Annotated in this window: 20 protein-coding genes; 7 read left to right on the top strand and 13 right to left on the bottom strand. The window is 62.9% G+C overall.

What is annotated here, in order from left to right:
• The first annotated feature begins 52 nt into the window (after positions 1 to 52).
• Positions 53 to 625 (top strand): FUSC family protein, encoded by a 573-nt coding sequence (locus tag LMG28727_RS04840; protein ID WP_201641157.1) that lies wholly within the window; start codon positions 53 to 55, stop codon positions 623 to 625.
• Here LMG28727_RS04840 and LMG28727_RS04835 read toward each other — a convergent pair.
• A complete protein-coding gene (locus tag LMG28727_RS04835) occupies positions 622 to 1,683 on the bottom strand; it encodes an AraC family transcriptional regulator (RefSeq protein WP_201641156.1) in 1,062 nt (353 codons plus the stop codon). The genes LMG28727_RS04840 and LMG28727_RS04835 overlap by 4 nt on opposite strands.
• A gap of 117 nt (positions 1,684 to 1,800) precedes the next feature.
• Between LMG28727_RS04835 and LMG28727_RS04830 the strand changes: the two genes are divergently transcribed.
• Entirely contained in the window at positions 1,801 to 2,166 is a 366-nt protein-coding gene (locus tag LMG28727_RS04830) for a carboxymuconolactone decarboxylase family protein (protein WP_201641155.1), read from the top strand.
• Positions 2,167 to 2,385: 219 nt separating this feature from the next.
• Here LMG28727_RS04830 and LMG28727_RS04825 read toward each other — a convergent pair whose 3' ends face one another.
• Positions 2,386 to 3,435: an aldo/keto reductase gene (locus LMG28727_RS04825; protein WP_201641154.1), complete on the bottom strand. Its 1,050-nt coding sequence runs from the start codon at positions 3,433 to 3,435 to the stop codon at positions 2,386 to 2,388.
• Between the two features lie 224 nt (positions 3,436 to 3,659).
• Here LMG28727_RS04825 and LMG28727_RS04820 point away from each other — a divergent pair, with 224 nt between their 5' ends.
• Both LMG28727_RS04820 and pdeR read left to right on the top strand, forming a co-directional pair.
• Complete coding sequence (locus LMG28727_RS04820; RefSeq protein WP_407945825.1) at positions 3,660 to 8,237, top strand: DEAD/DEAH box helicase; 4,578 nt, start codon at positions 3,660 to 3,662, stop codon at positions 8,235 to 8,237.
• 247 nt (positions 8,238 to 8,484) lie between these two features.
• Positions 8,485 to 10,512, top strand: coding sequence for a cyclic di-GMP phosphodiesterase (gene pdeR / locus LMG28727_RS04815; protein ID WP_201641152.1), 2,028 nt, complete (start codon positions 8,485 to 8,487; stop codon positions 10,510 to 10,512).
• Positions 10,513 to 10,615: 103 nt separating this feature from the next.
• Here pdeR and LMG28727_RS04810 read toward each other — a convergent pair whose 3' ends face one another.
• A complete protein-coding gene (locus LMG28727_RS04810; protein WP_201641151.1) occupies positions 10,616 to 11,719 on the bottom strand; it encodes a malate/lactate/ureidoglycolate dehydrogenase in 1,104 nt (367 codons plus the stop codon).
• Positions 11,720 to 11,775: 56 nt separating this feature from the next.
• Positions 11,776 to 13,239 (bottom strand): M20 family metallopeptidase, encoded by a 1,464-nt coding sequence (locus LMG28727_RS04805; RefSeq protein WP_201641150.1) that lies wholly within the window; start codon positions 13,237 to 13,239, stop codon positions 11,776 to 11,778.
• A gap of 235 nt (positions 13,240 to 13,474) precedes the next feature.
• Here LMG28727_RS04805 and LMG28727_RS04800 point away from each other — a divergent pair, with 235 nt between their 5' ends.
• Positions 13,475 to 13,786, top strand: coding sequence for a superinfection immunity protein (locus LMG28727_RS04800; protein ID WP_201641149.1), 312 nt, complete (start codon positions 13,475 to 13,477; stop codon positions 13,784 to 13,786).
• A gap of 120 nt (positions 13,787 to 13,906) precedes the next feature.
• On the opposite strand, the gene LMG28727_RS04795 is transcribed toward LMG28727_RS04800, so the two are convergent.
• From LMG28727_RS04795 to LMG28727_RS04775, 5 genes are all read right to left on the bottom strand, one after another.
• Positions 13,907 to 14,179, bottom strand: a complete 273-nt coding sequence (locus LMG28727_RS04795; protein WP_201641148.1) for a YodC family protein — start codon at positions 14,177 to 14,179, stop codon at positions 13,907 to 13,909.
• A 479-nt stretch (positions 14,180 to 14,658) separates the two neighbouring features.
• Positions 14,659 to 16,215: an MFS transporter gene (locus tag LMG28727_RS04790; RefSeq protein WP_201641147.1), complete on the bottom strand. Its 1,557-nt coding sequence runs from the start codon at positions 16,213 to 16,215 to the stop codon at positions 14,659 to 14,661.
• Between the two features lie 30 nt (positions 16,216 to 16,245).
• Positions 16,246 to 16,884 (bottom strand): TetR/AcrR family transcriptional regulator, encoded by a 639-nt coding sequence (locus tag LMG28727_RS04785; RefSeq protein ID WP_201641146.1) that lies wholly within the window; start codon positions 16,882 to 16,884, stop codon positions 16,246 to 16,248.
• Between the two features lie 339 nt (positions 16,885 to 17,223).
• On the bottom strand, positions 17,224 to 18,633 hold the full coding sequence (locus tag LMG28727_RS04780; RefSeq protein ID WP_201641145.1) for an MFS transporter: 1,410 nt from the start codon (positions 18,631 to 18,633) through the stop codon (positions 17,224 to 17,226).
• Positions 18,634 to 18,756: 123 nt separating this feature from the next.
• Positions 18,757 to 19,566, bottom strand: a complete 810-nt coding sequence (locus LMG28727_RS04775) for a shikimate dehydrogenase family protein (protein WP_201641369.1) — start codon at positions 19,564 to 19,566, stop codon at positions 18,757 to 18,759.
• A 145-nt stretch (positions 19,567 to 19,711) separates the two neighbouring features.
• On the opposite strand from LMG28727_RS04775, the gene LMG28727_RS04770 reads away from it, so the two are divergent.
• The gene (locus LMG28727_RS04770; RefSeq protein WP_201641144.1) at positions 19,712 to 20,485 is read left to right on the top strand and encodes an IclR family transcriptional regulator domain-containing protein; all 774 of its coding nucleotides are present in this window, start codon (positions 19,712 to 19,714) and stop codon (positions 20,483 to 20,485) included.
• Positions 20,486 to 20,630: 145 nt separating this feature from the next.
• On the opposite strand, the gene LMG28727_RS04765 is transcribed toward LMG28727_RS04770, so the two are convergent.
• On the bottom strand, positions 20,631 to 21,056 hold the full coding sequence (locus LMG28727_RS04765) for an OsmC family protein (protein ID WP_201641143.1): 426 nt from the start codon (positions 21,054 to 21,056) through the stop codon (positions 20,631 to 20,633).
• Positions 21,057 to 21,409: 353 nt separating this feature from the next.
• On the opposite strand from LMG28727_RS04765, the gene LMG28727_RS04760 reads away from it, so the two are divergent.
• On the top strand, positions 21,410 to 21,718 hold the full coding sequence (locus LMG28727_RS04760; RefSeq protein ID WP_201641142.1) for a DUF4148 domain-containing protein: 309 nt from the start codon (positions 21,410 to 21,412) through the stop codon (positions 21,716 to 21,718).
• A 279-nt stretch (positions 21,719 to 21,997) separates the two neighbouring features.
• On the opposite strand, the gene LMG28727_RS04755 is transcribed toward LMG28727_RS04760, so the two are convergent.
• Genes LMG28727_RS04755 through LMG28727_RS04745 form a run of 3 tightly spaced genes read right to left on the bottom strand, consistent with a single transcriptional unit; the run spans position 21,998 to position 25,104 of the window.
• Entirely contained in the window at positions 21,998 to 22,552 is a 555-nt protein-coding gene (locus LMG28727_RS04755; protein ID WP_201641141.1) for a carboxymuconolactone decarboxylase family protein, read from the bottom strand.
• Between the two features lie 50 nt (positions 22,553 to 22,602).
• Complete coding sequence (locus LMG28727_RS04750) at positions 22,603 to 23,931, bottom strand: aspartate aminotransferase family protein (RefSeq protein ID WP_201641140.1); 1,329 nt, start codon at positions 23,929 to 23,931, stop codon at positions 22,603 to 22,605.
• Positions 23,932 to 23,964: 33 nt separating this feature from the next.
• Complete coding sequence (locus tag LMG28727_RS04745) at positions 23,965 to 25,104, bottom strand: C45 family autoproteolytic acyltransferase/hydolase (protein ID WP_201641139.1); 1,140 nt, start codon at positions 25,102 to 25,104, stop codon at positions 23,965 to 23,967.
• Between the last annotated feature and the right edge of the window lie 69 nt (positions 25,105 to 25,173).

Raw genomic sequence — 25,173 nt, 5'->3', positions numbered from 1 at the left:
GAACTCGCTAGAATACGGCACCTTCGTGCTGCAATAAGGCCCCTTCCTTTCGATGACACCCTCCGACGATTCAACCCGCACCGCACGGGCAAGCGCTGCCAATTCGCTGTTTGCATTCCTGAAGGCCCTGCCGCTCGGCGAGCGCCTGATCGAAGGTGGATTCATGGCGGTGCAGGCCGTCGCGGGAGCGAGCCTCGCGTTCGGGATTGGCCGTGCGCTGCATACCGAGCAGGCTTTCTGGGCGGCGATCACAGCCATTGCGGTCAGCCAGCATAGCTATATCGACACCCGCAACCTGTCGCGCGATCAATTCATCGGTGCAATGGTTGGCGGTATCTGCGGCCTTGCGGGCACGCTGGTCGGCGGCGGACATTTCGCGGCTTATGCCGCGACGGTTGGAATCGCCATCGTGATCTGCTGGATCCTGAACGTCGGCAGCGCGGCGCGTCTGGGCGGCATCACGGCGACCATCATGCTGCTGGTGCCGGGCATGGGCCCCGCATGGGACAAAGCGCTGCTGCGGCTCGGCGAAGTGACGATCGGCACGGTCTGCGCGCTGCTGGTGGCCTACGTCATGTCGCGCATCGAGCAACGCTGGTTTGGCAAACCCGCCGACCAGCGCTAGCCGGCCGGCGCTTCATCTTCCTGCGGGCGACGCCGGTAACGCCCCGGCGTGACGCCGACGCTCTGCGCAAACGCCTTGCCGAATGCGGCCTCCGATTGATAGCCCACCGCTTCCCCGATCTCCGCCGCGCTGCGTTGCGTGCGGCGCAGCAGGTCGCACGCAATCGTCATGCGGATCTGCGTGAGGAAGTCCATCACCGTGACGCCTGCGCGCTCGTTGAAATGACGCGCGTAGGTCGCCCGTGACATCGCGGCGAGTGCACCTAGTTCGGCGATGGTCCATGCCCGCTCGGGAGCGCTCAGCATCCCCTGGACCGATGCGCCCAGGCGCGGGTCGGCCAGCAGCGCAATCACGCCGGAAGTGGCCGCATTCTGCTCGCCGTGTACGCGCAACGCCATCGCGAATAACGCGTGGCTCAATGCAGTGACGATGGCGAGCGCGCCGGGTTGGCGCTCTTGTGCTTCGGTGCGCATCAGCGCAATTAGCGTTTGCAATGCGCCTAGCGTTTGCTCGCCGCCCAGCGACACATGAAATGGGTCGGGCAGCGCGTTGAGCAATAGCGCCGAGGGACCCGGCGCGTAGACGAAACGGCCGCAGAGGAGATCGACCTCGACGTTGTTGCCGTGGGGTTCATTTGCGCCGTTGCCACGGCTCTCCCCGTGACGGCGTCGCTGGCTTGCTTCGGGACCGGCGGCGGTACGTCCACCCGCATGGCTCTCGGCTGAGCGTTTTTCCGTACCGTTCACACCGTCATTGCGACGCAGAGGCAACATCCCGTCGTGACTTAGCAACAACGGCGCGCCGCTCCCTGCGCGCTGCGCATCGCGCATCCGGTGTGCGGCGCCACGCGGGAACAGCATGAAATCGCCCGCTTGAAGCCGCACCTGCGCACCACTGGCCGCCTCGACCACGCACGCGCCGCCCAGCACCAGATGAAACGGCGCGATGCCCGCCTCCATCGGCGCATGATCGATATCGAACGGGCCCGTCAGCAGGCAGCGCAAATCGAGACTGGCTTGCGGGCGGGCTAGATCGAGCAATCGGCTAAGCGTGTCCATGAGACGATCGCGCTAAAAGTTGAGCGATTTGAGTATTCAGGATATCGCGTCACAGCGCAATACTTTGTCTCACGACGCCGGCACCCGCTGACGCGCAGCAGACCAAGGAGCACTGCCATGTTGAACTGGATCGATTACCGCAAAGCACTGTTCGGCCGTATCGGCGAGATTGCCAGGCTGTCGCCGGACACCGTGAAGGCTTATCAGACGATGTCGAGCGCCGGCCAGAAAGCCGACCTGCTCGGCGCCAAAACCCGCGAGCTGATTTCACTCGCCGTCGCCGTGAGCCTGCGTTGTGACGGTTGTATTACCGTCCATACAGCCGAAGCGCTGAAGCACGGCGCAACCCGTGAAGAAATCGCCGAAGCGCTGGGCGTGGCCGTCGCGATGAACGCCGGTGCGACGATGGTGTACTCGGCACGTACGATCGATGCGGTGGCCGCTTATACGGCTGACGCGGCCAAGCGCGCTGAGACGGCCTGAGGTCTAAGGACGAAGCGCCGAGTCATCGACGAATAACGGCTGGCGCGCAAGCGTCGCTATGCGTGAGCTGTTGAGGGCGGCGGTGATCCACTGTACGCCGCGTTGACACGAAATGCGTGTCACGCGGCGTGCAGTTGACGCTGTATAAAAACGTGCCCGACTCACACGTCGAAGTCGTCAAAGTCAACGCCCCCGCGCCCCGTCAGCATTCCTCCACAATCACCCGCCGCTACGCCTTTCATCAAGCTGCTTGCGACGCCCGTCGCCCTGCCGCTCCAGCATCCAGCCAGGATATTCCGCAGGCAGCGTACTCACCTGATCGAGCTTCGCGAGGTCATCCGATGAGAGCGTCACGGCGGTGGCCGCAATATTGTCATCGAGTTGCTCGATTTTCTTTGCGCCGACGATCACTGAACTCACCACACGCTGATGCAGCAACCAGGCCAGTGCGATCTGCGCGACGGATACTTTTTTCGCCTCCGCAATCCCGCGCATGACGTCGATGCAGCTATACGCGCGCTCACGATCGACCGGCGGAAAATCGAAATTCGTCCGCCGGCTACCCGCCTCGCCCTGTTGCTCGCGCCCATATTTGCCGCTCAGCAAGCCGCCCGCCAACGGACTCCACACCATCAAACCGAGACCTTCGCTGTGCATCATCGGCACGAGTTCGCGTTCGAGATCGCGTCCCGCGAGCGTGTAATACGCCTGCAATGTTTCAAAGCGCGCAAGCCCGAGGCGCTCCGAAATACCGAGCGCTTTCACGATCTGCCACGCGGCCCAGTTCGACACGCCGACATAACGTACATGGCCATGCTGCACCAGGGTGTCGAGCGCGCGCACGGTTTCTTCGATCGGCGTAGCCGGATCGAAACCGTGAATCTGATACAGGTCGACGTGATCGAGTTGCAGCCGCTTCAGACTCGCCTTGATGCCGTCGAGGATGTGATAGCGCGATGCGCCCCGCGCGTTCGGAAATTCGCCGGTCTGGCCAAATACCTTGGTCGCCACCACGACCTGGTCGCGCGGCACCTTGAGGTTCTTCAGCGCCTGGCCCGTGATCTGTTCGGACAGGCCCCCCGCGTAGACGTCGGCGGTATCGATGAAATTGATGCCTGCGTCGAGCGCGCGGCCGACCAGCCGCTCGGCGTCGTTCTGCTGCAAATCGCCAATCTGCTTCCAGATGCCGTCGCCACCGCCGAAGGTCATCGTGCCCAGACAAAGTTCTGAAACAAACACACCGGTACGGCCTAACTGGTTGTATCGCATCGTCGGGACTCCATCGTGAATTCGTGAAGGGGTGAGCCGTAGAGCGTACTGCAATTGAGACGATCCGGCAGCGGGGCCGCCAGGTCTGTGAAAATCTGCGCTGTAAGCCGATGTTCAGCTTCGGCACGGTGCTGAAAAACCTGCCAGACTGAGTCTTCGTCTTCCAATGACCCGGGTGCCGTCGCCCTCTGGATATGGCGCGCGGCGCCCCCATCTACGCGAGCATGAGTTCGGTTACCACGCCCCCCGCTGCCGGCACCGCCCCGTCAGACGCTACCCCAGGCGCCGTTTCGGCCGTCCCGGCGGAGCGCGAGGCCAGGCGCGCGCTCGACGGTTTTCATCCGGCCGTCGCGGGCTGGTTCATGAAGACGTTTCCCGCGCCAACCGACGCGCAGGTCGCCGCCTGGCCGCCCATCCGCCAGGGCCGCTCCACGCTGGTGGCGGCCCCCACCGGCTCAGGCAAGACGCTCACCGCCTTCCTCTCCGCGCTCGACGATCTGGTCCAGCAAGGCCTCGCGAATAACGGCGCGTTGCCGGACGAAACGCTGGTCGTCTACGTATCGCCGCTGAAAGCGTTATCGAACGACATCCGTCTGAACCTGCAGGTTCCGCTGCAAGGCATCGCCGCTGAACTCGACGCGCGCGGACTGCCGCCGCTCGACATCCGCACGGCCGTTCGCACCGGCGACACCACGCAGCAGGAGCGCAACGCGCTGAAAAAGCGCGCGCCGCACATTCTGGTGACCACGCCTGAATCGCTGTATGTATTACTCGGCTCGGATTCGGGCCGGCGCATGCTGTCGACGGTGCGCACGGTGATCGTCGATGAAATTCACGCGCTCGCCGGCAGCAAACGCGGCAGCCACCTCACGCTCAGTCTGGAGCGCCTCGATGCGCTGTGCCAGCGCCGTTTGCCACGCATTGGCCTGTCGGCGACGCAAAAACCGGTGAGCGCGGTCGCGCGTTTTCTGGTGGGCGGAGCGAGTATCGAAAGCGGCACTCCCGCCGATTGCGCGATCGTCGACGTCGGACACATCCGCGAGCGCGACCTCGCGCTGGAAATTCCACCCGTGCCGCTCGAAGCCGTCATGCCCAACGAAGTGTGGGAGCGCGTGTACGACCGCCTCGCCGAACTCGTCGCGCTGCATCGGACCACGCTGATCTTCGTCAACACGCGGCGGATGGCCGAACGCGCCGCGCGTCATCTGACCGAACGGCTCGGCAAGGAGGTGGTCGCTGCACATCACGGCAGCCTGGCCAAGGAGCATCGGTTCGACGCCGAACAGCGGCTCAAACGCGGCGAGTTACGGGTTCTGATCGCGACGGCTTCGCTGGAACTCGGTATCGATATCGGCGACGTCGATCTGGTCTGCCAGATGGGCTCGCCGCGCGCGATCGCGCCGTTTTTACAGCGTGTCGGGCGTTCGGGCCACCAGGTCGGCGGGATGCCTAAAGGCCGGCTGTTTCCGGTGTCGCGCGACGATCTGATCGAATGCGCGGCGCTGCTCGATTGCGTGCGGCGCGGCGAACTCGACGCACTGCGGATTCCGCGTGCGCCGCTCGATGTGCTGGCTCAGCAGATCGTCGCGGAAGTATCGAGTGCCGAGTGGCACGAAGATGCGTTATTCGCGCTGATCCGCCGCGCCGCGCCTTACGCGGAGCTGGAGCGCGATCAATACGACGCCGTGCTGCGCATGCTCGCCGAAGGCTACTCGAGCCGCAACGGTCCGCGGGGCGCGTATGTGCATCGCGACGTGGTGAGCGGCACGCTGCGCGGCCGGCGGGGCGGCAAGCTGGTTGCCGTCACGTCGGGCGGCACGATCCCCGAAAACGCCGATTACGCCGTGGTGCTGGAACCGCAGGCGATCAATATCGGCACCGTCAACGAAGACTTCGCCGTCGAGAGCCTGGCCGGCGATGTGTTTCAGCTTGGCAACGCGTCATACCGGATTTTGCGGATCGAAAGTGGACACGTGCGGGTCGAGGACGCGCAAGGGCAGCCGCCCAACATTCCGTTCTGGCTCGGCGAAGCGCCGGGACGAAGCGACGAATTGTCGATTGGCGTGGCGCGCTTGCGGCAGCAGATCGGGCGTCTGCTCGACGGGCCCGAACTGGCGGTATCGAACGGGGATGGGACTCACGGCGCAAGTACGGCTGCCGCCGGGGCCCAGGCCAACGCGACGCGGAAAAAGACCAGACCGGCGGCGAAGGCCAACAACGCGACAACGATGGCCGTGCCCGCTGCCGCCACCGCGCCGCACATCGACTACGCGATCAGCTGGCTGACCGCCAACCTCAATCTCGACGAAGCCGCCGCGCGCCAGATCGTCGATTACCTCGCCCGGGCGCGCGCCGCGCTAAGTGTCCTGCCGACGCAGGACACGCTGGTGATGGAGCGCTTCTTCGACGAATCGGGCGGCACCCAACTCGTCATTCACGCGCCGTTCGGCAGTCGCGTGAACCGCGCGTGGGGCCTTGCCTTGCGCAAGCGCTTCTGCCGGACCTTCAACTTCGAACTGCAGGCCGCCGCCACCGAAGACGCGATCGTGCTGTCGCTAACCGGCAGCCACTCGTTCGTTCTCGACGAGGTGTGGCGCTATCTGCACTCGAACACCGCCGAACATCTGCTGATTCAGGCGGTGCTGGACGCGCCGCTGTTCGGCGTGCGCTGGCGCTGGAATGCGACCACCGCGCTCGGCCTGCCGCGTTACACCGGCGGCCGCAAAACGGCACCGCAATTGCAGCGCATGCGCAGCGAGGACCTGCTCACGAGCGTCTTTCCCGAGCAGGCCGCGTGTCTGGAGAACGTGGTCGGCGAGCGTGAGCTGCCGCGTCATCCGTTAGTCGATCAGACCGTGGACGACTGCCTGCACGAAGCGATGGACACCGAGCAATGGCTCGCGCTGCTGCGCCGTATCGAGCGGCACGAGGTTCGGCTGGTCGCACGCGATTTGCCGGCGCCTTCGCCGCTTGCCGCCGAGATCCTCAACGCGAAGCCGTACGCTTATCTGGACGACGCGCCGATCGAGGAGCGCCGCACGCAAGCCGTGCTGAACCGCCGCTGGACCGATCCGTCGACCGCCGACGATCTCGGCGCGCTCGACGCGGATGCGATCGAAAGCGTGCGCGACGAGGCATGGCCGCAGGCGCGCAACACCGACGAGATGCACGAGGCGTTGACCGGCCTCGCGTGCATCACCGAGACGGAAGCGGGACGTCACGAAGGCTGGGCGGGCTGGCTGGCATCGCTGGCAGAAACGGGCCGTGCAACCCGCCAGCAAATTGCCGACGACGCCACGTTGTGGCTCCCCGTCGAACGCGTCACCTGCTTCCAGACGCTCTATCCGGACGCCCGCTTCACGCCGCCACTCGCCGCGCCCAAAGGCTACACCGACACCTGGAACGCCGACGCCGCTCTGCTCGACGTCCTCCGCGCGCGGCTCACCGGCTTCGGCCCGCTCACGGTCGACGCCATCGCCGGACCGCTGAAACAGTCCACCGAACGGGTCGAACAGGCGCTGCTCGGCCTCGAAGCGGAAGGCTACGTGATGCGCGGCCGCTTCACGCCGCAAGCCGTCGACGAAGAATGGTGCGAACGCCACCTGCTCGCCCGTATCCATCGCTATACGGTGAAACGCCTGCGACGCGAGATCGAGCCGGTTGAGCGCCACGATTTCATGCGCTTCCTGTTCGAGTGGCAGCATCTGACGCCGGACACACGCAGCGAAGGGCGCGACGCGCTGGCTGCGGTGCTGGATCAGCTGGAAGGCTTTCAGGCCGCAGCCGGCGCCTGGGAAGACGACATCCTGCCGGCGCGCGTCAAAGCGTATCTGAATGATTCGCTTGACGAATTATGCCGCGCCGGCAAGATTGTCTGGACCCGGTTGACCGAGCGCGCACGGGGCACTGCGGGCCCGATCCGCAGTACCCCAATCGTGCTGCTGCCGCGTGCGCAGGTGCGCGCATGGGGTGCGTTGCTAGAACCGTCCAGTCCATTGCAGTTATCGGCGCTTGCGCAGAGCGTGTATGACGCTTTATTGCAACACGGCGCGATGTTTTTCGACGAATTGCTGGGCGAAGTCCACGTGCTGCGGATGGAACTGGAAAATGCGCTGGGCGAACTGGTCGCCGCCGGCCTCGCCAATTCCGACAGCTTCGCGGGCTTACGCGCACTGCTGAAACCGGCGGCCAAACGCAACGCTTTTTCCAGCCGTCGACGCAGCCGATCGAGCGCGCTGATCGGCGGAATGGACGACGCCGGACGCTGGGCGCTCGTGAGCCGGCGTGCGGCCGTCGTGCCCGAAACGGCGCCCGCGCCGCAAGCCCGTCGACAATTGCCGCCCGAGGTACTGGAACACGTCGCCATGACGTTGCTGCGCCGTTATGGCGTCGTGTTCTGGCGTCTGCTCGAACGCGAAGCTGAATGGCTGCCGCCCTGGCGCGATCTGCTGCGCGTGTTTCAGCGGCTCGAAGCACGCGGCGTGATTCGCGGCGGACGCTTTGTGAACGGCCTCGCCGGCGAGCAGTTTGCGCTGCCGGAGGCGATTCCCGTGTTGCGCGAGGTGCGTCGTCACGCGAACGATGGTGCGTTTGTGTGCGTGGCCGGCACCGATCCGTTGAATCTTGCGGGGACCCTGCTGGTCGGTGAGCGGGTGCCTGCGGTGGCGGGAAACCGGCTTCTATACCGTGATGGCGTAGTCGTTGCAACGCTGGTGGCAAGCAGATTCTGGTTCGACGCTTCCGTGGAAAAGAACCCCGTGGATCGGGAGCGGGCGCGTGGCTTGCTCACGCGCAGATTTTAAGGAGCTTGCCCTTAAAAGTAGCTGCTGATGGAGACGCCACGCGGCGGCGCGGCGCAACTTGATGCAACCCGATAAAAACACGGTCGCCACCCGAAAAAACATTAAAGCTCGAAGGCGCGCGACCGTTAATGTTTATAAGCCCGAAAGCCGTCGCTTCGCTACAATGGGGTTGTCTTAAGTATGATGAAGAATGTTTGCCACCTGCCGCTTCTACGGCCCATACCGGCAAACATCGCCCGGGGATCTAATGAACGACGACCAACACGAGTCGGTGCTTCGCGCGCGGCTCGGCACGAGCAGCCCATGCTGGCGTCTGTCAATCGACAGCAACGCGCTGGAACTCACGCCCTCGGGCGGTGAGTCGGCTCACGTCGCCCTTGCGCTCGATCCTCAGCAAGCCTCACAAATCCGGCTTCTTACCGGCACCACGTCACACCTCGTCGTCGACGTGCAACTCGACGGCGCACCGCTGCGTCTGCATCTCGTCGGCAAGAAGCTGGACCGCAATAGCTGGGCAGGCACTGCGTCCGCTGATGACGACACCGAGTCTGTCGCGCGCAGTCTGCTCAACAGTCTTGCGTTCGCGGAACAGGTCGTCTCCGAAGTCAATTCCATCGTGGCGATCGTCGACCGGCACGGTCGTATACAGCGCTTTAACCGGCTCGCCGAAAAGCTCACGGGCGTCAGCGAAGAGAACATCATTGGCCGCGATGTGTCAGCGTTGTTCATGCGGTGCGCAGACGGTGCAGGCAATGCGAACGAGGCAGACGGTGCGGGCATCGGCCAGGACATCAACGGTTTTTTCGATCGCGGCGTGTCGTTCGAAGTCGAGCGGCGCATTAAAACAGTGCACGGTGAACGCCTGTTCGTCTTTCACAATACATTCGTGCAGAGTGGCAACGGCGTCGATGACCGGTTCATGATCTGCTCGGGCACGGACATCACCGAACAACGGCTCGCGCAGGAACGGCTCACCGAGCTGGCCAATACCGACGCGCTCACCGGTCTCATCAACCGCAACGCGATTCAGGACAAGATCCGCGCCGCGATCGACCAGGCCGCGCCGGACGAAGCGGTCGGCGTGCTGTTCCTCGATCTCGACAACTTCAAGAAGGTCAACGATCACTACGGTCACGTGTTTGGCGACCATCTGATCCGCGACGTGTCGTACGCAATCGGCACCTGTCTGAATGAAGGCGATACGCTCGCACGGCTCGGTGGCGACGAGTTCATCGTGCTCGCGGCGAAAGGCACCGCGCACGGCCTCGAAGACACCGCGCAACGCATTCTCGAACGCATGCGCACGCCGTTTGCGGTCGGACTGGTCGAGGTCTACACCGGCTGCTCGATGGGCATTGCGCGCTACCCGGAACACGGCGACAACCTCGAATCGCTGATCCGTTCCGCCGACACCGCGATGTACGCGGCCAAAGACGAAGGCAAGCGCACCCATCGGGTGTTCTCGCCGGACATGAACCGGCGCGTCGCCGAATACATGTGGCTCGACACGAATCTGCGGCGCGGCCTCGACGAAGGCCAACTGACGCTGCACTACCAGCCCAAGCTGTCGCTCGCTACCGGTGTGGTGCAAGGTGCGGAAGCGCTGGTGCGCTGGAACTCGCCGGAGCGCGGACAGATCATGCCGACGGAATTCATCCGTTATGCAGAGGAGTCCGGGCTGATCGGCGTGCTGGGCCGCTGGGTCATGGAAACGGCGGCCAAACAGGCGGCTCAATGGAAAGCGGACGGCTACAACCTGCGTATCGCGATCAACGTGTCGGCGCGGCAACTGGCCGACACCGCCGTGGTCCAGCATTTCACCGAGGCGCTGCAGCGCGCGAACCTCGACCCGTGTCTGGTCGACGTGGAACTTACCGAAAGCTGCCTGATTGAAGACGAAGCCGCTGCAATCGATCTGATCAAGCAGTTCCGGCAACTCGGCGCCCAGGTGCATCTGGACGACTTCGGCACCGGCTATTCGTCGCTGTCACAACTGGGCCGCATTCCGCTCGACATCATCAAGCTCGACCGCAGTTTCGTGCGCTCGATCAACGCCGACACCAAGGCTCAGGCGCTGGTGCGTTCAATGGTCGCGGTCGCGCAGGAACTCGATTTCAAGGTGGTCGCCGAGGGCATCGAGACCGAGTCGGAAGAACTGTTCATGAAGGGCCTGGGCGTCGACTATGTGCAGGGCTTTTTGTACGGCCAGGCAATGCCCGCTGCCGAATTCGAGCGGTGGTTGAAGGATCGGCAGAAGCTCAGGCTGATTGCGTGAGGTTGCGGGCTTCTGCGCTTCGTGTCGTGCCCCGTTCGACCTGATTGAACGCAGAGCGGCGCGGCAAAAATCGGCGCCGTTGTTCTATGCGCTCGCTGCTCTCTCACCGCCAGTGAGCGGACCAGCGCGCGGTCTCCTCGTCGCTCATCCCAACCGCCAGCGCTGCTTCACGGATCTGCGCCCACGTCGCCGGATCGATTGGAACGCCTTCCGCTTCGCGTTGCGCGCGCGTGATGCGTTCGGGTTCGCCGGGTTCGTAGATGTGCGGGACGCCCGCCGCGTGCGGTGATGCCTTGACCCAGTCGATAAATGCGTCGGCCTCGGCTTGAGCGTCGGGGGCGTCGAACGCGGCCGGGTCGACGATCACCGACAACATGCAGTTGATGATCGCGTTGGTCGTGCCCAACGTGTCCGCGTGGGTCGTGAAGCCGCCCGACAGCGCGCCGGCAAAAATCTCGCACATCGCGGCCAGACCAAATCCCTTGTGACCGCCAAACGGTGTCAGCGCACCGAATGGCGCTTCCTGCATGACTTTCGGATCGCGCGTCGGCACGCCTTCGTGATCGATCAGCGCACCGGGCGGCACCTCCTTGCCCTGGTTGTACGCAACGCGGGTCTTGCCGTACGCGACCGTGCTGGTCGCAAAGTCGAGCACGAGCGGCGGCTTGCCCGGCCGCGGATAGGCCGCGCAAAACGGATTGGTGCCGATGCGCCGGTCGACGCCGCCGAACGGCGCAACCAGCGGATCGCCCGCCACGTTGACGAAGTGAAACGACACGAGACCCGCACGCGCGCACTGTTCGGCCCAATGCCCGATACGCCCGATATGATGCGCACCGCGCAGGCCGACCGCGCAGATACCCAGGCGTTTGGCGCGCTCAATGCCCTGTTCCATCGCCTCGAACGCCACCACCTGGCCGAAGCCCTTGCCGCCTTCGACGCTCAGCACCGCGCCCGCGTCTTTCACCACCTCGGCGTGCAGATTCAACTTCAGTTCGCCGTCGGCCAGCGACGCGACATAGCGTGGGGTCATGCCCACGCCATGCGAATCGTGGCCGGTGAGGTTCGCCGCCACCAGATGATCCGCGACCAGCGCCGCTTCGCGCGGCGTGCTGCCCGCTTTTTCCCAGATCGCCTTGATATAGGCGTGCAGTTGATCGGCCGGAATCCGGGGCGTGACGGGTAGAGCAGTCTGGTGGTCGGTCATTCAGCGCGTTGAAGTTGGCATTCAGATTGACGGGGAAGTCGACGGCGATCAGCCGCTCAAGGCGCGGCTGCAATCACCTCGGCCACCGCTGCCGTCAGCTTCTTGCCGTACGGCACATGCAGGAACTCGTTCGGCCCGTGTGCATTCGACTTCGGCCCGAGCACCCCGCACACCATGAATTGCGATTTCGGGAAGCCAGCCTTCAACACGTTCATCAACGGGATCGTGCCGCCCTGGCCCATGTAGGCGACGTCGGCGCCATAGTGCCGACGCGACGCGTCGTTGAGCGCAGTCGCGAGCCACGGCGCGAGATCGGGCGCGCTCCAGCCGCTTGCGGCGCCCGCGTCCGGCTTGAACGTGACCTTCGCGTTGTACGGCGGATCGACTTCGAGCAACGTCTTCAGTTCGGCGACGGCCTTGTCTGCTTCGATCGTCGGCGGCAGACGCAGCGACAGCTTGAACGCGGTGCGCGGACGCAGCACGTTGCCGGCGTCGGCGAGCGCGGGCAAACCCGCCGCGCCGGTCACCGACAACGACGGACGCCACGTCGAATTGAGCAGCGCCTCTCTGGGGTCGGTCGTGGTGGGCAACACCTGACGGCCATCCTGACCGCACGCCCACGGCAGTTTCTTCCAGACGTCGTCGCCGAGAATCTGCGCGGTGGCTTCCGCTTCACGCAGACGGTCGGCCGGGATCGGACAATGAAAACCCTTCGGCAGCAGCGTGCCGTTCGCGGCGTCTTCCAGACGATCGAACAGTTGACGCATGATGCGGAAGCTCGACGGCGCAATGCCGCCGTAACCGCCCGAGTGAATGCCTTCGTCGAGCACATGGACTTCGAGATCGCCGGCGACGAGTCCGCGCAGCGACGTGGTGAGCCACAACTGATCGTAGTTGCCCGCGCCCGAATCGAGGCACACGACGAGGCCGACGTTGCCGAGCCGTTCACGCAACGCATCGACGTACGGCAGCAGATCGTAACTGCCGGATTCCTCGCAGGTTTCGATCAGACCGACGCAGCGCGGACGCTCGACCCCTTGCGCGTCGAGCGCGGCGAGTGCGGTGATGCTGGCATAGATCGCGTAGCCGTCGTCGGCGCCGCCACGGCCGTACAGCTTGTCGTTTTCGAGCTTCGGCGTCCACGGCCCCAGGTCGTTGCGCCAGCCGTCGAATTCAGGTTGTTTGTCGAGGTGACCGTACAGCACGATGGTTTCGTCGCTGCCCGACCGCGTGGCGGGCGTTTCAAAGAAGATGACCGGCGTACGGCCCGGCAAGCGGATGACCTCGAGCTTCAGACCGCGTACGGCTTGCTGTTCGGCCCACTGCGCGGCATCGGTGATCACGCGTTCCAAGTAGCCATGCTTGACCCACTCGGGATCGAATGCCGGACTCTTGGCCGGCACCGCGATGTAGTCCGTCAGTGCGGGCACGATTTCGTCGTTCCATTTGCGGTCTACGAATTCGCGTAGCTTGTCGGGGTTGATGCGCTGGGCCTGCTGGGTCGTATCGTCGGAGATCATGATGGCGTCCGTGGAGGATCTGGTCAGTCGAAACGATCATGATAGTCCGGATGCGGGAATGGCTGAACCCCCTGCCGCCTGTTCCGGGTAGCGGAATCGGGCCGGTCGCGTTGAGCGGCAGGTCCGGTTGACGCGCCGTGGTCGTCAACGCATGGCCACGCCCGCATCAAAACCGCGCAAATCGAACCCTTTCGCGCGACAATCCGAGGATCTCTCAAACATATGGAGCGGCTTCATGGGCGGCAACGTTATCGTTCAGGCTATTGCCGCCGTGCTGGCGCTTGCGCTGTATTTTCTGCCCGCCATTCTCGGCGACCGTCGCAAACGGCATGACGTGCTGACGCTCGCGCTGTTTAACGCGTGTCTCGGCTGGACGGTGTTCGGCTGGATGCTTGCGCTGTATTGGTCGTTGCAACCCAACCCGCCGAAGAACGTCGCGGGCGAGATCGTGCAGACACGCAAAATCGTGCGGATGCGTGCTTTTTCATCCGCGCTGATGGCGCGCGTGCAACGACGCGCGGCAACCCGGGATCGTCCGGAGAATTGATTGAGTTGTCGCGCGCGCGGAAAAATACGCGCAAAAAAAAGCCGGCCGAGTGACCGGCCGGCCAGGACAAAAGATTGGGTCACGCAGATTATCGAGCCAGCCTGCCTGATGGACCAGTTGTTACGCGGCCCGGCTTACACGGTTCCACAGTACCGAGCCGGCCGGAATCGAGCGAGGCTCGGCACGGACGTTGGCGGGCGCGAACATTTCGCGGCGCAATTCGCCCTGTTCGTCGAACCACTCGCATATCAACCAGTTACCGGGATTCAGCGCGACCGGACCTGCGTATGTCACGGTCATGCGCGGGCCTCCTTCCTTCAACGTAACGACGTCGCCGACGTTGAAGCTCGCGGCTGGCGGTGTCTCGAATGCGTCAATGGTAGCGGTCAGCATATTTATCCCCTACGGAACCGTTGAGCTTTATTAAGTCATTGCGCCGGGTTTCTCGACTTTAGCCCTACTGAAGGAAAATTCTAAAAGTTTGCCAAGATTAACAATTGAATTTATTCACGGCAAGTGCTTTTTATTGATACCGTTTTCAGATGCACGGGAATAGGCATGGTGACAACGCGCGTTTCGGCTGAAACCAGGAAAATCCCTAAACACGCGGCCAGACGCCATTCCGTGCGGCACCGCACGATCGTAAAACCTGCTGCAAGCGATTTGTCGGTTCAGGTAGAAAATGCAAGCGCTTTCTTCATATCTAAACCCGTTGAAAGCGGCAGATTTTATTCCGTTGCACGTCAAAATCAAACTTACCTATGAACAGGCAAGTCATCGGTAAATGCAGCGCGCTTAATTATGCTTTTGTTTAAGCCACATAATATTTGCCGCAATGCAACCAATGAAAACGATTACCGTACGGTTATTTTTCAAACAGGTTGCGTGGCGCGATGCAACATGGATTGCTGATGCCGCACCAGTAGTACGCTCAAACCAATACATATAAACATCAACGCCGCATTGATAGCGAGACTGATCTGAAACCCATGGGCATAGGCAGCCGGTGCCGCGCTGCCGCCAATCGCGCCGAAGAATGCGCCGCTAATCGCCGCCGTGCCGAACGCCGAACCGATCTGCAAGGTCGACGACACCACGCCCGAGGCCAACCCCGCTTTTTCGGGCGCGACTTCCAGCAGGACGATGCGCATGATCGACGGCAGCAGCAAGCCATGGCCGACACCGGCGCACACCAGCCCGCAGTAGAACAGCAGGTCAGGCGATGCGGATTGCGTGGCGGCCCAACCGGTCACGGTGAAGCCGACCGTCATCATCGAGAAGCCCAGCGTCAGCACGTGACTGCCGATTCGCCTGACCACCGCTGGCGACGCGAGCGGTCCCACCACGAAGCCAAGTGCGAACGGCATGATGGCGATACCGGAAGCAAGCGGCGACCAGTGCAGACCAGTTTGCAGGAAAATCCCATAGGTCAGGAAAAACGCACTGTTGCAGTAAAACAGGAACGCGAGCACGAGGCCTAACGCGAACGCCCGGTTACGAAACAGGCGCAGATCCACCAGCGGATGCCCTCCGCTTCGCTCGACGCGGCGTTCGGTCGCCATGAACAGCACGAACACGGGCACCGCGAGTGCGAACATCGCGAAGGTCCACGCCGGCCAGCCGGCTTCGCGGCCATGCGTCATCGGGTAGATGACGAGCAGCAGCACGGCGGACAGCAACGCCACACCCTTTAGGTCCACGCCCGTGCGTGTAGCGGGCTGGTTCTCCGGCACGAATTTCCACGTGCCGATAAACGCCGCAATGCCAATCGGGATGTTGATCAGGAAAATAATCCGCCAGTCGAGCCCGAACGGATGGTAGGTAATCAGCGCGCCGCCGCCGAGTTGACCGACGATCGACGACAACCCGAACACGAAGCCATACAGGCTCATTACCCTGGTTTGCTGATGCAGCGGCACCACCGCGCGGATGGTCGCCAGCACCTGCGGCGCCATCACCGCTGCCGCGATGCCCTGCACGATCCGCGAAATCACCAGCATGTGCCCGCTGGTCGCAAAGCCGCAGAGCGCCGACGCCACCACGAATGCCGCCATGCCGGTCATGAACATGCGGCGGCGGCCGAACAGATCGCCGAGACGCCCGCCCGTGATCAGCAGCACTGCGTAAGCCGATGCGTACGCCGACACCACCAGTTGCAACTGCGCGTTCGTTGCGTTCAGGCCGGTGTGAATCGAAGGCAGTGCAAGGTTGACGATGAAATAGTCGAGCGGCGCCAGAAATGCGCCGACGAACAGCACCGCAAGCGCCAGCCCTTGCCGCTCGAAGCGAGGCACGCTTTTGTCGGCGAGCTTTTCTGCCGACCGCGCAGCGCCGGCAGCCACCGCGCCCGGACAGGTCGCCACCGCCGCCGATGCGCCGCCGGGTCCAACGAATGCCGCCGCAGCGGACTTCAGAGCTTCGTCTTTCATGACCGACCGTTCAAAAATTCGACAAAAAAATTAGACGAGCGCGCGCATGGCGACGTCGACTATTCCGATTAACGCGTCTTCCTGATGGGCAACCCGCCCCAACACACGCAAACCTTGCATCACGCACAGCAGGAAATTGCCGACGGCTTTTTCGTCGAGCGTCGAATTGAATGCGCCGCTCGCCTGCCCGCGGATCACGGATGCCGCGAGCAACGTCGCCATACGGCGTTGAATGGCCGCGACGCGCGTGCGCAGTTCTTCGTCGTCAGGCTGCATTTCCAGCGTGGTATTCGTGATGAAACAGCTCCGCTCGCCGGTCAACGCGCATGCGACTCGCGCGTAATGCAGCAGCGCGTTACGCAGCGATTCCTCCGCCGGTACCGGCGCGTTCAATCGTTCGGCAAGCCGCGCAACCGAGCCTTCGGCATAGTGATCCAGCGCGGCCAGCATGATGCCGTGCTTGTCGCCGAACACGCCATACAGACTGCCGCGCAGGAGGCCGGTGGCCTTGCACAGGTCGTCGATCGACGTGGCGTGGTAGCCGTGGCTCCAGAACACCTGGCTCGCGCTGGTCAATACGGTATTGGTATCGAACTCGCGCGGGCGCCCCCGGGAGCACACTTCACCCGCTTTTTTGATGGATTGCTTCGGATTGCCGGATTGCTTCATGTGTCGGATATTATGACTATCCGTTCAATAAATCAAGGAGCGGTTTTCGTGCGGAGGTCAGTGGAGCATTCAACTGACTCCCCCGGCCACGCCACCGCCGTAGCAGCGGGATGTCACGCGCCCTTCGTGGGCGCGTACCGCCGGGACGCCTCTGCTAAAAGAAAAGGCCGGCTCCCGTTCGCGCATCAACACCCGCGAACATAGCCGGCCTTACCGCTCTACACGTCTCAAGCAACATCGCCCGATGAAGCATGGCCGCGCGAGACCCGGCGCCATGCCCTCTTCTCATGCGCCGATCCCGCTATGGCTGCGCATGCGGGTTGGCAATCATCGCCTCCGTCAGCGTGACCGGGTAACAGCAGCCGCGCGCTCGGCAGCCTCGCCACCTACCGCTGCACGCGTCGACGGCACACCCGATGACCGGGTTGGCGCGCCGAGTTCGTCAAGCGGCGTCCGATAAGTTTCCCGCGCAGTCCACGCAGCCAGCGCCGCGAAGCCAGAAATCACGAGCGTCGCCGTGCCGATCACAAACGGGATGTCTTTCGTTCCGGGCGGCGCCATCGCCGCGAACAGCGACGGCAGCAGCGCCGTCAACGCCATCCCGATGTTCTGTCCGATCGACATGGCCGACACTCGCGTGCGGGTCGGGAACAACTCTGGCATGAAACTCGGAAACACCGCATTGAAGCCTTGATAAATCACCCCCCACATCAGCACCGACGTGACGATCGCAACGGGTGCGTTTTTCGAGGCGATTGCATACAGGTACACGTACGACAGCAAGCCCGCGCCGAGCGAGCCGACCACCACGGGAATGCGTCGCCCGATTCGATCGGACAGCTTGCCGACAAACGGAATCACGAGCACGGCGACGAGGTTGCCGACGAGCGGGATCACGAGATAGGTATTCGCGTGAAAGCCGATGCCATACGACGGCTGCACCGCGTACGCCGCGCCGAAAATCGTTGCGACCATCGCGATGACGGCAGCGAGCGCCATAATCGCGATGCGCACGATATCGCGCCAGTTTTCGCGCAGCGCGACAGCGATCGGCGACGCAGGCACCGCGCCGTTCGCGTCCTCCTGGATGAACGCCGGCGATTCCGACACCTTGCGGCGGATCACGAAACCGGCTGCGAGCACGAGTGCACTCAGCAGGAACGGAATGCGCCAGCCCCATGCCGCGAACTGATCAGCCGGCATGTAATAGGCGAGCGGCATGAAGATGGCTGCGGCAAAGATCTGCCCGGCCTGCGTGCCCTGCAACGCGAAGCTTGCGTAAAAGCCGCGTTGGCCGAACGGAGCCTGTTCGAGAATCATCGAACTGGCCCCGGAGATTTCTCCCGCCACCGCGAAGCCCTGGACGAGGCGCAGCAGGACGAGCGCGATCGGCGCAAGAACGCCGACCTGATGGTAAGTCGGCAGCAGTCCGACCGCGAATGTCGAGATACCCATCAGGAACATGCACAGCAGGAGCAGATGCTTGCGACCGTGCGTGTCGCCGCGCCGGCCCAGCACGAAACCGCCGATCGGTCGCGCGACATAGCCGACGCCATAAGTCGCGAGCGACGCGACAATCGCGAGTTTCGGGTTGCCCGCCGGAAAGAATAGCTGCGGGAACACCATCGCCGCGGCCTGCGCGTAGATGAAGAAATCGTAGTATTCGAGCGCCGAGCCGATCCAGCCGCTGGCTGTCGCGCGCCGCGTCTGCTGCGCCGACGGATTGGGTATTGGGTTATGAGCCTGCATTATTTGTGTCTCCTGATTGGTTTTGTCGTACTGCGATGGTTGTCGCCGATGTGCAGCGACATGCCACCTCTTTCTGATATCCCGCGAGCATGTGCACGAGGCAATGCGACGCGGCGCCGACGCTCAGGCGTCCAGTGGCGTCATCTTCATGAACGCACCGAGATTGCCGAACTGCGCCAACGCCATTTCGGCACCGGTCTGAATCCGGCAGCCTGCATCACGCGCAACGTCGAGAAAACGCGTGACGTCAGGCGACGTGACGACGTCCGCGACAAGGATGTCCGCGCGCAGCGTCGCCATCAGGTCGCGCGGCAGCGGCAAGGTTTCGTTGCCGGCCATGCCGACCGGCGACGCGTTGACGACCAGATCGAACGACGCCAGCGACTCGAAATCCGTGCCGGTATCGACGGCCGGAAAATGCGCCCCGAGCAACGTGCGTAACCGCCGTGTTCGCGAGGTGTCCAGATCCGTCAACGTGATCGACTTTGCGCCATGCTCACAAAGGGACCACGCAATCGCGCTGCCCACGCCACCAGCGCCGATCACGAGCGCACGCGCGCCTGCCGGGTCGAAGCCGTGGGCGCGTGCAGCGTTGATAAAGCCATCGCCGTCGACCATATCGCCAATCAGGGTGCCGTCCACTTCGCGGCGAATCACGTTCACGCAGCCGAGCGCCCGCGCCCGGTCGCTGAGCACATCGACTCGAGCGGCCATGTCCTGCTTGTACGGCACGGTGACGACGCAGCCGCGCAGGTTGCGCCATGCGCGCATCGCCTCGATGAACGGACCGACCGACCGCGCATCAAGGTCGACGGGGATCATCGACGCGTCCTTGCCGTGCCGTTCGAACCACGCGTTGAAGTTGTGCGGCGATTTCACCTGTGCGATCGGAGATCCCACGATAGCCAATAGTTCGGTCGAGCCGCTGATCATGAATTGCACCGGATGTCGTTGTAAGTAAGCACTGATGATGCGACCACGATCGCCCAAGAACAACGCCTCAAACAGGAAAATGGCCCGATAAACGGTTGTACGATGCGATAATCGCATCATTTCTATGCTTTAAGAGTCACGAGCGATGAAAACGCCGCTGATCCACGAACGCGATCTGATCGTCGGGCTGCAGAAAGGGTTGGCGCTGATCCAGCTCTTCACCGACGAAACACCCCGCCTGAGCGTGCCCGACGCAGCGCAACTGGCAGGCTTGACGAAGAGCGCCGCCCGGCGCTTTCTTTTGACGCTGGTCCACGACGGTTACGCGCAAACCGATGGCCGGCACTACTGGCTGACGGCGAAGACGTTGCGCCTCGGACAGGCGTATGTCGATTCGGCCCGGTTGCCAAGAATGCTGCGGCCGATCGTGGAGAAGGTGGCGACCGAAACACGCGAACACGTGTCGGTCGCCGTGCGCGACGGTGACGAAGTCGTGCATATCGTCCGTAGCCGGGTGGCAAACGTATCGTCGTTGTCGATCCGTCAGGGGTTCCGGCTGCCCATGTACTGCACCGGCAGCGGCCGGCTGTGGCTGGCGTCGATGCCGGACGACGAACTCAATGCGTATCTGACGCGAGTCGATCTGCAAGCGCTGACACCCTTCACCCGCACGTCGATCGACGACATCAAGGCGGTGATCGCCCAGGTCCGCGCACAGGGCTATGCGGAGCTGGACCAGGAATACGAGGTCGGCATGCGAATTCTCGGCGTGCCGCTGACCAACCGGCTCGGCGAAATGCGGGCAAGCCTGACCATCACGATGCAGGTGTCGTCGATGACGCAGGCGGATATTCGCGAGCGGTATCTGCGATATCTGTATGAAGGGCAGGCTTTGCTTCGGCCGATCATCGATATCTGACAGCGCTTCGCCACCGGCGCTTGACTACTGGCCGACGCCGCTCGAAGACGAACTCGACCGCTACCGCTACTGCTAAAAAAACTGGCGACGGAATGAATTCCGTCGCCAGCTTCATCGACCGTTCGTCAATCTGGGTGAGCGCGCGTTACGTTTCGAGTTTCGCATCCAGCGTAATCGTCGCGTTCAGCACCTTCGACACCGGGCAACCTGCTTTCGCGTCCGCCGTCGCCTTGTCGAAAGCGGCCTTGTCGCCGCCCGGAATCTTCACTGCTACGTCGAGATGCACGGCGGTAATCGAAAAACCGCCGCCGTCCTTGTCGAGCGTCACGGTTGCGGTGGTGCCGATACGCTCAGGCGTGATGCCGGCCTTGCCCAGTTCCGCCGACAACGCCATCGAGAAACAGCCCGCATGCGCAGCCGCAATCAGCTCTTCCGGATTGGTGCCGATGCCGTCCGCAAAGCGGGTCGAAAACGAGTACTGGGTCTCCTTGAGGACGCCGCTGTCGGTGGAAATCGAGCCCTTGCCGTCTTGCAGGCCGCCTTGCCAGACTGCTGATGCCTTGCGCTTCATCGCTTTCTCCTGTTGATGCCCTGCTTCACATGCGCCACGACTGAATCTGATGCCGCCGCAACAGCCACGCCCCGGAGGTTTTGCGGTTCAGGCATCGGTCGGAAGTTCCAGCGCAGTGCAGCAGGTGCGGGCGTGGACCGAACTTCATCATAAGCGCTTCCCTGTGCCGGCGTCGTGACGATACGCCAAACGCCCGGCATCAAAGTCGCTCCCATCAATTAATTCAAAAGTTGCAACAATTATTCCGATGAAAGTTGCTTTATTACTTACCTTACAAGAAATAGACTCTTTTCAACCGATCGGGAGACGTGATTCACACCGATCTTATTAACAATTGAAATGTGTAGGTCATCATGAAATCGCTTATTTCTGCCGTTGTCGTCGCATCCGCTTTGATCGTTCCGGCGATCTCGTTCGCCCAGCAGGCCAACGTGCCGCTCACCCGCGCACAAGTGCGCGCCGAAATTGTCACCGCGCAAAAAGCGGGCCTCCTGTATCAGAACGATACGGAATACCCGAAGACGGTGCCGCAACGTGGCACAGCCGTGGTCGCGTCGGTACAGGGTTCGGAAGACGTGGGTGGGGTGAGCGCAGGTTCGTCGGACGCTGGCGCGCCGGCCGCCGTGCAGCAACGTGATCTGTCGATTTATCGCGGTCACTAAGCCGCCACTAAGCGGCCACCAAGCGGCCACGCAGTGGTGATGCGTTAGCCCGCCCGCCAGGTCACAGTGGAATCGGTTGAGGCAAGTGAAAGCGGGGGATGTCAACGCAACGCCTTGCAACGCCCTGGTTGTGGAATTTGCAACCGGGGCGTTTTTATTGCGTATTCGCGTAAAGCCGAGTGGCCTGGCTCGGCCCGACTTGGCGAGAAAATGCGACAGCGTCGCTGTAAAAAAGACGCGATTCAGAAGCAGCACGCGATAAAGCGTCCGCGCTGCCCGTCATTCAGCAAACGGCAGACTCACCTGCCCCACTGCCCGCATATCGAACACATTCAACGTCATCGCCACCAGCGCGTAGTAGCCGAGCAGGCCCACCAGATTGATCACCACCTGATGCCCAAAACGCTCGACCGCTTTCGCATACGTTGCGTCCGACACGCGCCTCGTGTCATAGAGTTCGCTCGCAAAGTCGTAGATCAGCGCGTCGTCGGCTGCCGCGAACACGGGGCGACGCCCCAGACGGATCGCTTCGGCATCCGCCTCAGTGACGCCGGCATCGAGCGCAATCGGATAGTGGATGTACCACTCCGCCTGGGCCTGCCAGCGTGCCGCCGTGACCAGAATCGCCAGTTCAGACAGGCGCAACGGCAGCCCCGTCCGATAACGGCAAAATGCGCCAAGACGCTGCGCCTGCTGCGCGAGTTCCGGACTATGAATCCAGCCGAGAAACGGCCCGTTCAGATTGCCGCGTGGGCCGGACAGAATTTCATCCAGCACGGCCTTCTGTTCGGGCGTGGCGGTGGTCGGGTCGAAGTGAGGCAAACGTTCGGTCATGATCGTGCTCGGGCTCGTGAGAAACGAAGTGACGGAATAGATCGAGTTGCTTAAACCGCGGCCAGCGCGCCGCTTATTGCATCTGCCAGCCGGCTGACAATCTCGTCGATATCGCGCGCGGTGCAGATGAACGGCGGTGCCAGCAGCACATGATCGCCAACCTTGCCGTCTACGGTTCCGCCCATCGGATACACCATCAACCCACGTGCGAACGCCTCACGGCGAATTGCCGCATGGAGTTTCAGACTCGCGTCGAACGGGGTTTTGCTAGCACGGTCCTTGACCAGTTCCACGCCGACGAACAACCCGCGCCCGCGTACATCGCCGATATGCGGATGCCGCGCATAGTGCTCGCGCAACCGGCCGCGCAACTGTTCGCCGCGCGCCTGCACGTTCGGCAGCAACTTGTCTTCATCGATCACGCGCTGCACTTCAAGCGCCGCCGCGCAGGCAGTCGCGTGGCCAATGTACGTGTGGCCATGCTGAAAAAAGCCCGATCCGCCGACGATCGCCTGATAGATCCGGTCACTCACCAGCGTCGCGCCAATCGGCTGATAACCCGCGCCGAGCCCCTTCGCGATGGTCAGGATATCCGCCGATACACCGTCTTCTTGGCACGCGAACAGGTAGCCGGTGCGGCCCATGCCCGACATGATTTCGTCGAGAATCAGCAGCACGCCATAGCGGTCGCACACCGCGCGGATCTTGCGGAAATACTCGCGCACCGGCGGTACTGCACCGGCTGTCGCGCCCACCACCGTTTCCGCGACAAACGCCGCCACGGTGTCCGCGCCGAGTTCGAGAATCTTCTGCTCGAGTTCATCGGCAAGGCGCTGCGCGAACGCCTCTTCGGTTTCGTCGGCGTGTTGTTCACGGTACGCATAACACGGGCTCACGTGATGCGCTTCGATCAGGATCGGCAGGAACGGCTCGCGACGCCATGCGTTGCCGCCAATCGCCAGCGCCCCCAGCGTGTTGCCGTGATAGCTCTGACGACGCGCGATAAAGTGCCGACGCTGCGTTTCGCCGGTCTCGACGAAATACTGACGGGCGAGTTTCAACGCGGCCTCGATTGCCTCCGAGCCGCCCGACACGAAGTACACGTGTTCAAGCCCCTTCGGCGCCCTCGATATCAGATGGTCAGCGAGTTCCTCAGCGGGTTCCGTGGTGAAAAACGACGTATGCGCGTAAGGCAGCTGTTGAGCCTGGCGTTTGATCGCGTCGATCACGCGCTGGTTGCTGTGACCGAGACAGGAGACGGCCGCGCCGCCGGATGCGTCGAGGTAACGCTTGCCGGTGGAATCGATGATTTCGATGCCGTCGCCCGCCACGGCGACCGGCAGTTTCTGCTTCGGCGAACGATGAAAAACGGTGGACATGGTGTGCAATTCCTTGTGGTTGCGCCGGTGTGATCAGGCGCTGGTCAGGTCAGAGCCGTCGGAACCGTCAGAGCCGTCAGAGCCGTCAGAGTCGTCAGAGTCGTCAGAGTCGTCAGAGCCAGACACCGGGCGGGCAATGAAGGTATCGAACGCGCATTGCTGTTGCCGGTAAACTTTCATCGCTACCCCCGCGCTGCCGATCTCGAAGAGCGCGGTGGCCAGCGTGTTTTCGTCGTCGGGATCGAGCGGGTCGTCGCGATAGACCGGCAAGCCCGAGGGCGCGCGATCATGCAGCACGTCGAGCAACGCGGTGGCTTTCAACGGCGTGGCGTGGGTACGCAACAGCGCGTCGACGCGCTGTTGCCGGTCACGCGATGAATCCGTGATGATTTGCGCTTCCGCTTCGCAGCCAGCATGGATCATGTGATTCGCGTGGCCGGAAAGCCGCGCTACGCTTTGCACCGAACATCGCTGCGCGCTGGCTTCGACGCTGAATAAACGCGCGTCGCCCGCGCAACCCAACGTGTGATGAAAACCACTCGCCGACGGCACAGTGCGCAGGATTTGCAGCGCTTCGTCGAGCGATGCTGCGTCGAGCACGGCGCGCGCGGCGATCATTCGGGGCACGCCGACTCGCGGCGTGCGGATACGCAGGTTGTTGATCGCCTGTGCGATCCCCGCGCGATTCGCCGCGAAGGTATGACCCGGCAACGAACCGGGGTAATAGAAACTCACGAAGCCGGGCTTGCCGGCCGGCTGGACCTCGACCATTGCGCAGCGCTCGCGCAGAAAGGGATCGCCGTCTTCGTTGTGCGCGATAAAGCCCGCTGCGGATTCCGTTGCGGCTTCGCTTGCCGCCAGTGTCGTGCAGCCGTCTGGCGCGTTGTGGATCAACTCGCCCCGGCAGTTCCACAAAAACACATCCTCCGCCGACCACTCGAGCCCTGCCGCCAGCCCGTCGAGTTCGGTCAGCAGCGCGGGAAAGTGCGCCTGAGCCGCGTCGCGCAGCTTCTGCACGAACGGATCGCCGCGCCAGCGCCGCACTGCGCGCCATGCGCCGCTTTGCTCCATGTAATCGGCAAATACCGGCCGCGCGATTTCGCCGAGCCGGTAGCCGATCTCATATGGCTCCCCGCCCACCTGAAAAAGCTTCAATGCATGCTTCGACGTCATGAATCGCATCCAATCAACAATCGATACATATTTATATGTCAAAACAACATTTGTTGTCAAACCGGACAG

The sequence above is a fragment of the Paraburkholderia metrosideri genome (assembly GCF_904848625.1).
Lineage (GTDB): Bacteria > Pseudomonadota > Gammaproteobacteria > Burkholderiales > Burkholderiaceae > Paraburkholderia > Paraburkholderia metrosideri.
Note: the sequence above shows the minus strand (reverse complement) of the source record. Positions and strands in the feature narration are given on the sequence as shown.

What these genes read in the sequence shown, in the direction of transcription:
- LMG28727_RS04840 (WP_201641157.1), top strand. Translation starts at nt 53, where the DNA reads ATGACACCCTCCGACGATTCAACCCGCACCGCACGGGCAAGCGCTGCC.
- LMG28727_RS04835 (WP_201641156.1), bottom strand. Translation starts at nt 1,683, where the DNA reads ATGGACACGCTTAGCCGATTGCTCGATCTAGCCCGCCCGCAAGCCAGT.
- LMG28727_RS04830 (WP_201641155.1), top strand. Translation starts at nt 1,801, where the DNA reads ATGTTGAACTGGATCGATTACCGCAAAGCACTGTTCGGCCGTATCGGC.
- LMG28727_RS04825 (WP_201641154.1), bottom strand. Translation starts at nt 3,435, where the DNA reads ATGCGATACAACCAGTTAGGCCGTACCGGTGTGTTTGTTTCAGAACTT.
- LMG28727_RS04820 (WP_407945825.1), top strand. Translation starts at nt 3,660, where the DNA reads ATGAGTTCGGTTACCACGCCCCCCGCTGCCGGCACCGCCCCGTCAGAC.
- pdeR (WP_201641152.1), top strand. Translation starts at nt 8,485, where the DNA reads ATGAACGACGACCAACACGAGTCGGTGCTTCGCGCGCGGCTCGGCACG.
- LMG28727_RS04810 (WP_201641151.1), bottom strand. Translation starts at nt 11,719, where the DNA reads ATGACCGACCACCAGACTGCTCTACCCGTCACGCCCCGGATTCCGGCC.
- LMG28727_RS04805 (WP_201641150.1), bottom strand. Translation starts at nt 13,239, where the DNA reads ATGATCTCCGACGATACGACCCAGCAGGCCCAGCGCATCAACCCCGAC.
- LMG28727_RS04800 (WP_201641149.1), top strand. Translation starts at nt 13,475, where the DNA reads ATGGGCGGCAACGTTATCGTTCAGGCTATTGCCGCCGTGCTGGCGCTT.
- LMG28727_RS04795 (WP_201641148.1), bottom strand. Translation starts at nt 14,179, where the DNA reads ATGCTGACCGCTACCATTGACGCATTCGAGACACCGCCAGCCGCGAGC.
- LMG28727_RS04790 (WP_201641147.1), bottom strand. Translation starts at nt 16,215, where the DNA reads ATGAAAGACGAAGCTCTGAAGTCCGCTGCGGCGGCATTCGTTGGACCC.
- LMG28727_RS04785 (WP_201641146.1), bottom strand. Translation starts at nt 16,884, where the DNA reads ATGAAGCAATCCGGCAATCCGAAGCAATCCATCAAAAAAGCGGGTGAA.
- LMG28727_RS04780 (WP_201641145.1), bottom strand. Translation starts at nt 18,633, where the DNA reads ATGCAGGCTCATAACCCAATACCCAATCCGTCGGCGCAGCAGACGCGG.
- LMG28727_RS04775 (WP_201641369.1), bottom strand. Translation starts at nt 19,566, where the DNA reads ATGATCAGCGGCTCGACCGAACTATTGGCTATCGTGGGATCTCCGATC.
- LMG28727_RS04770 (WP_201641144.1), top strand. Translation starts at nt 19,712, where the DNA reads ATGAAAACGCCGCTGATCCACGAACGCGATCTGATCGTCGGGCTGCAG.
- LMG28727_RS04765 (WP_201641143.1), bottom strand. Translation starts at nt 21,056, where the DNA reads ATGAAGCGCAAGGCATCAGCAGTCTGGCAAGGCGGCCTGCAAGACGGC.
- LMG28727_RS04760 (WP_201641142.1), top strand. Translation starts at nt 21,410, where the DNA reads ATGAAATCGCTTATTTCTGCCGTTGTCGTCGCATCCGCTTTGATCGTT.
- LMG28727_RS04755 (WP_201641141.1), bottom strand. Translation starts at nt 22,552, where the DNA reads ATGACCGAACGTTTGCCTCACTTCGACCCGACCACCGCCACGCCCGAA.
- LMG28727_RS04750 (WP_201641140.1), bottom strand. Translation starts at nt 23,931, where the DNA reads ATGTCCACCGTTTTTCATCGTTCGCCGAAGCAGAAACTGCCGGTCGCC.
- LMG28727_RS04745 (WP_201641139.1), bottom strand. Translation starts at nt 25,104, where the DNA reads ATGACGTCGAAGCATGCATTGAAGCTTTTTCAGGTGGGCGGGGAGCCA.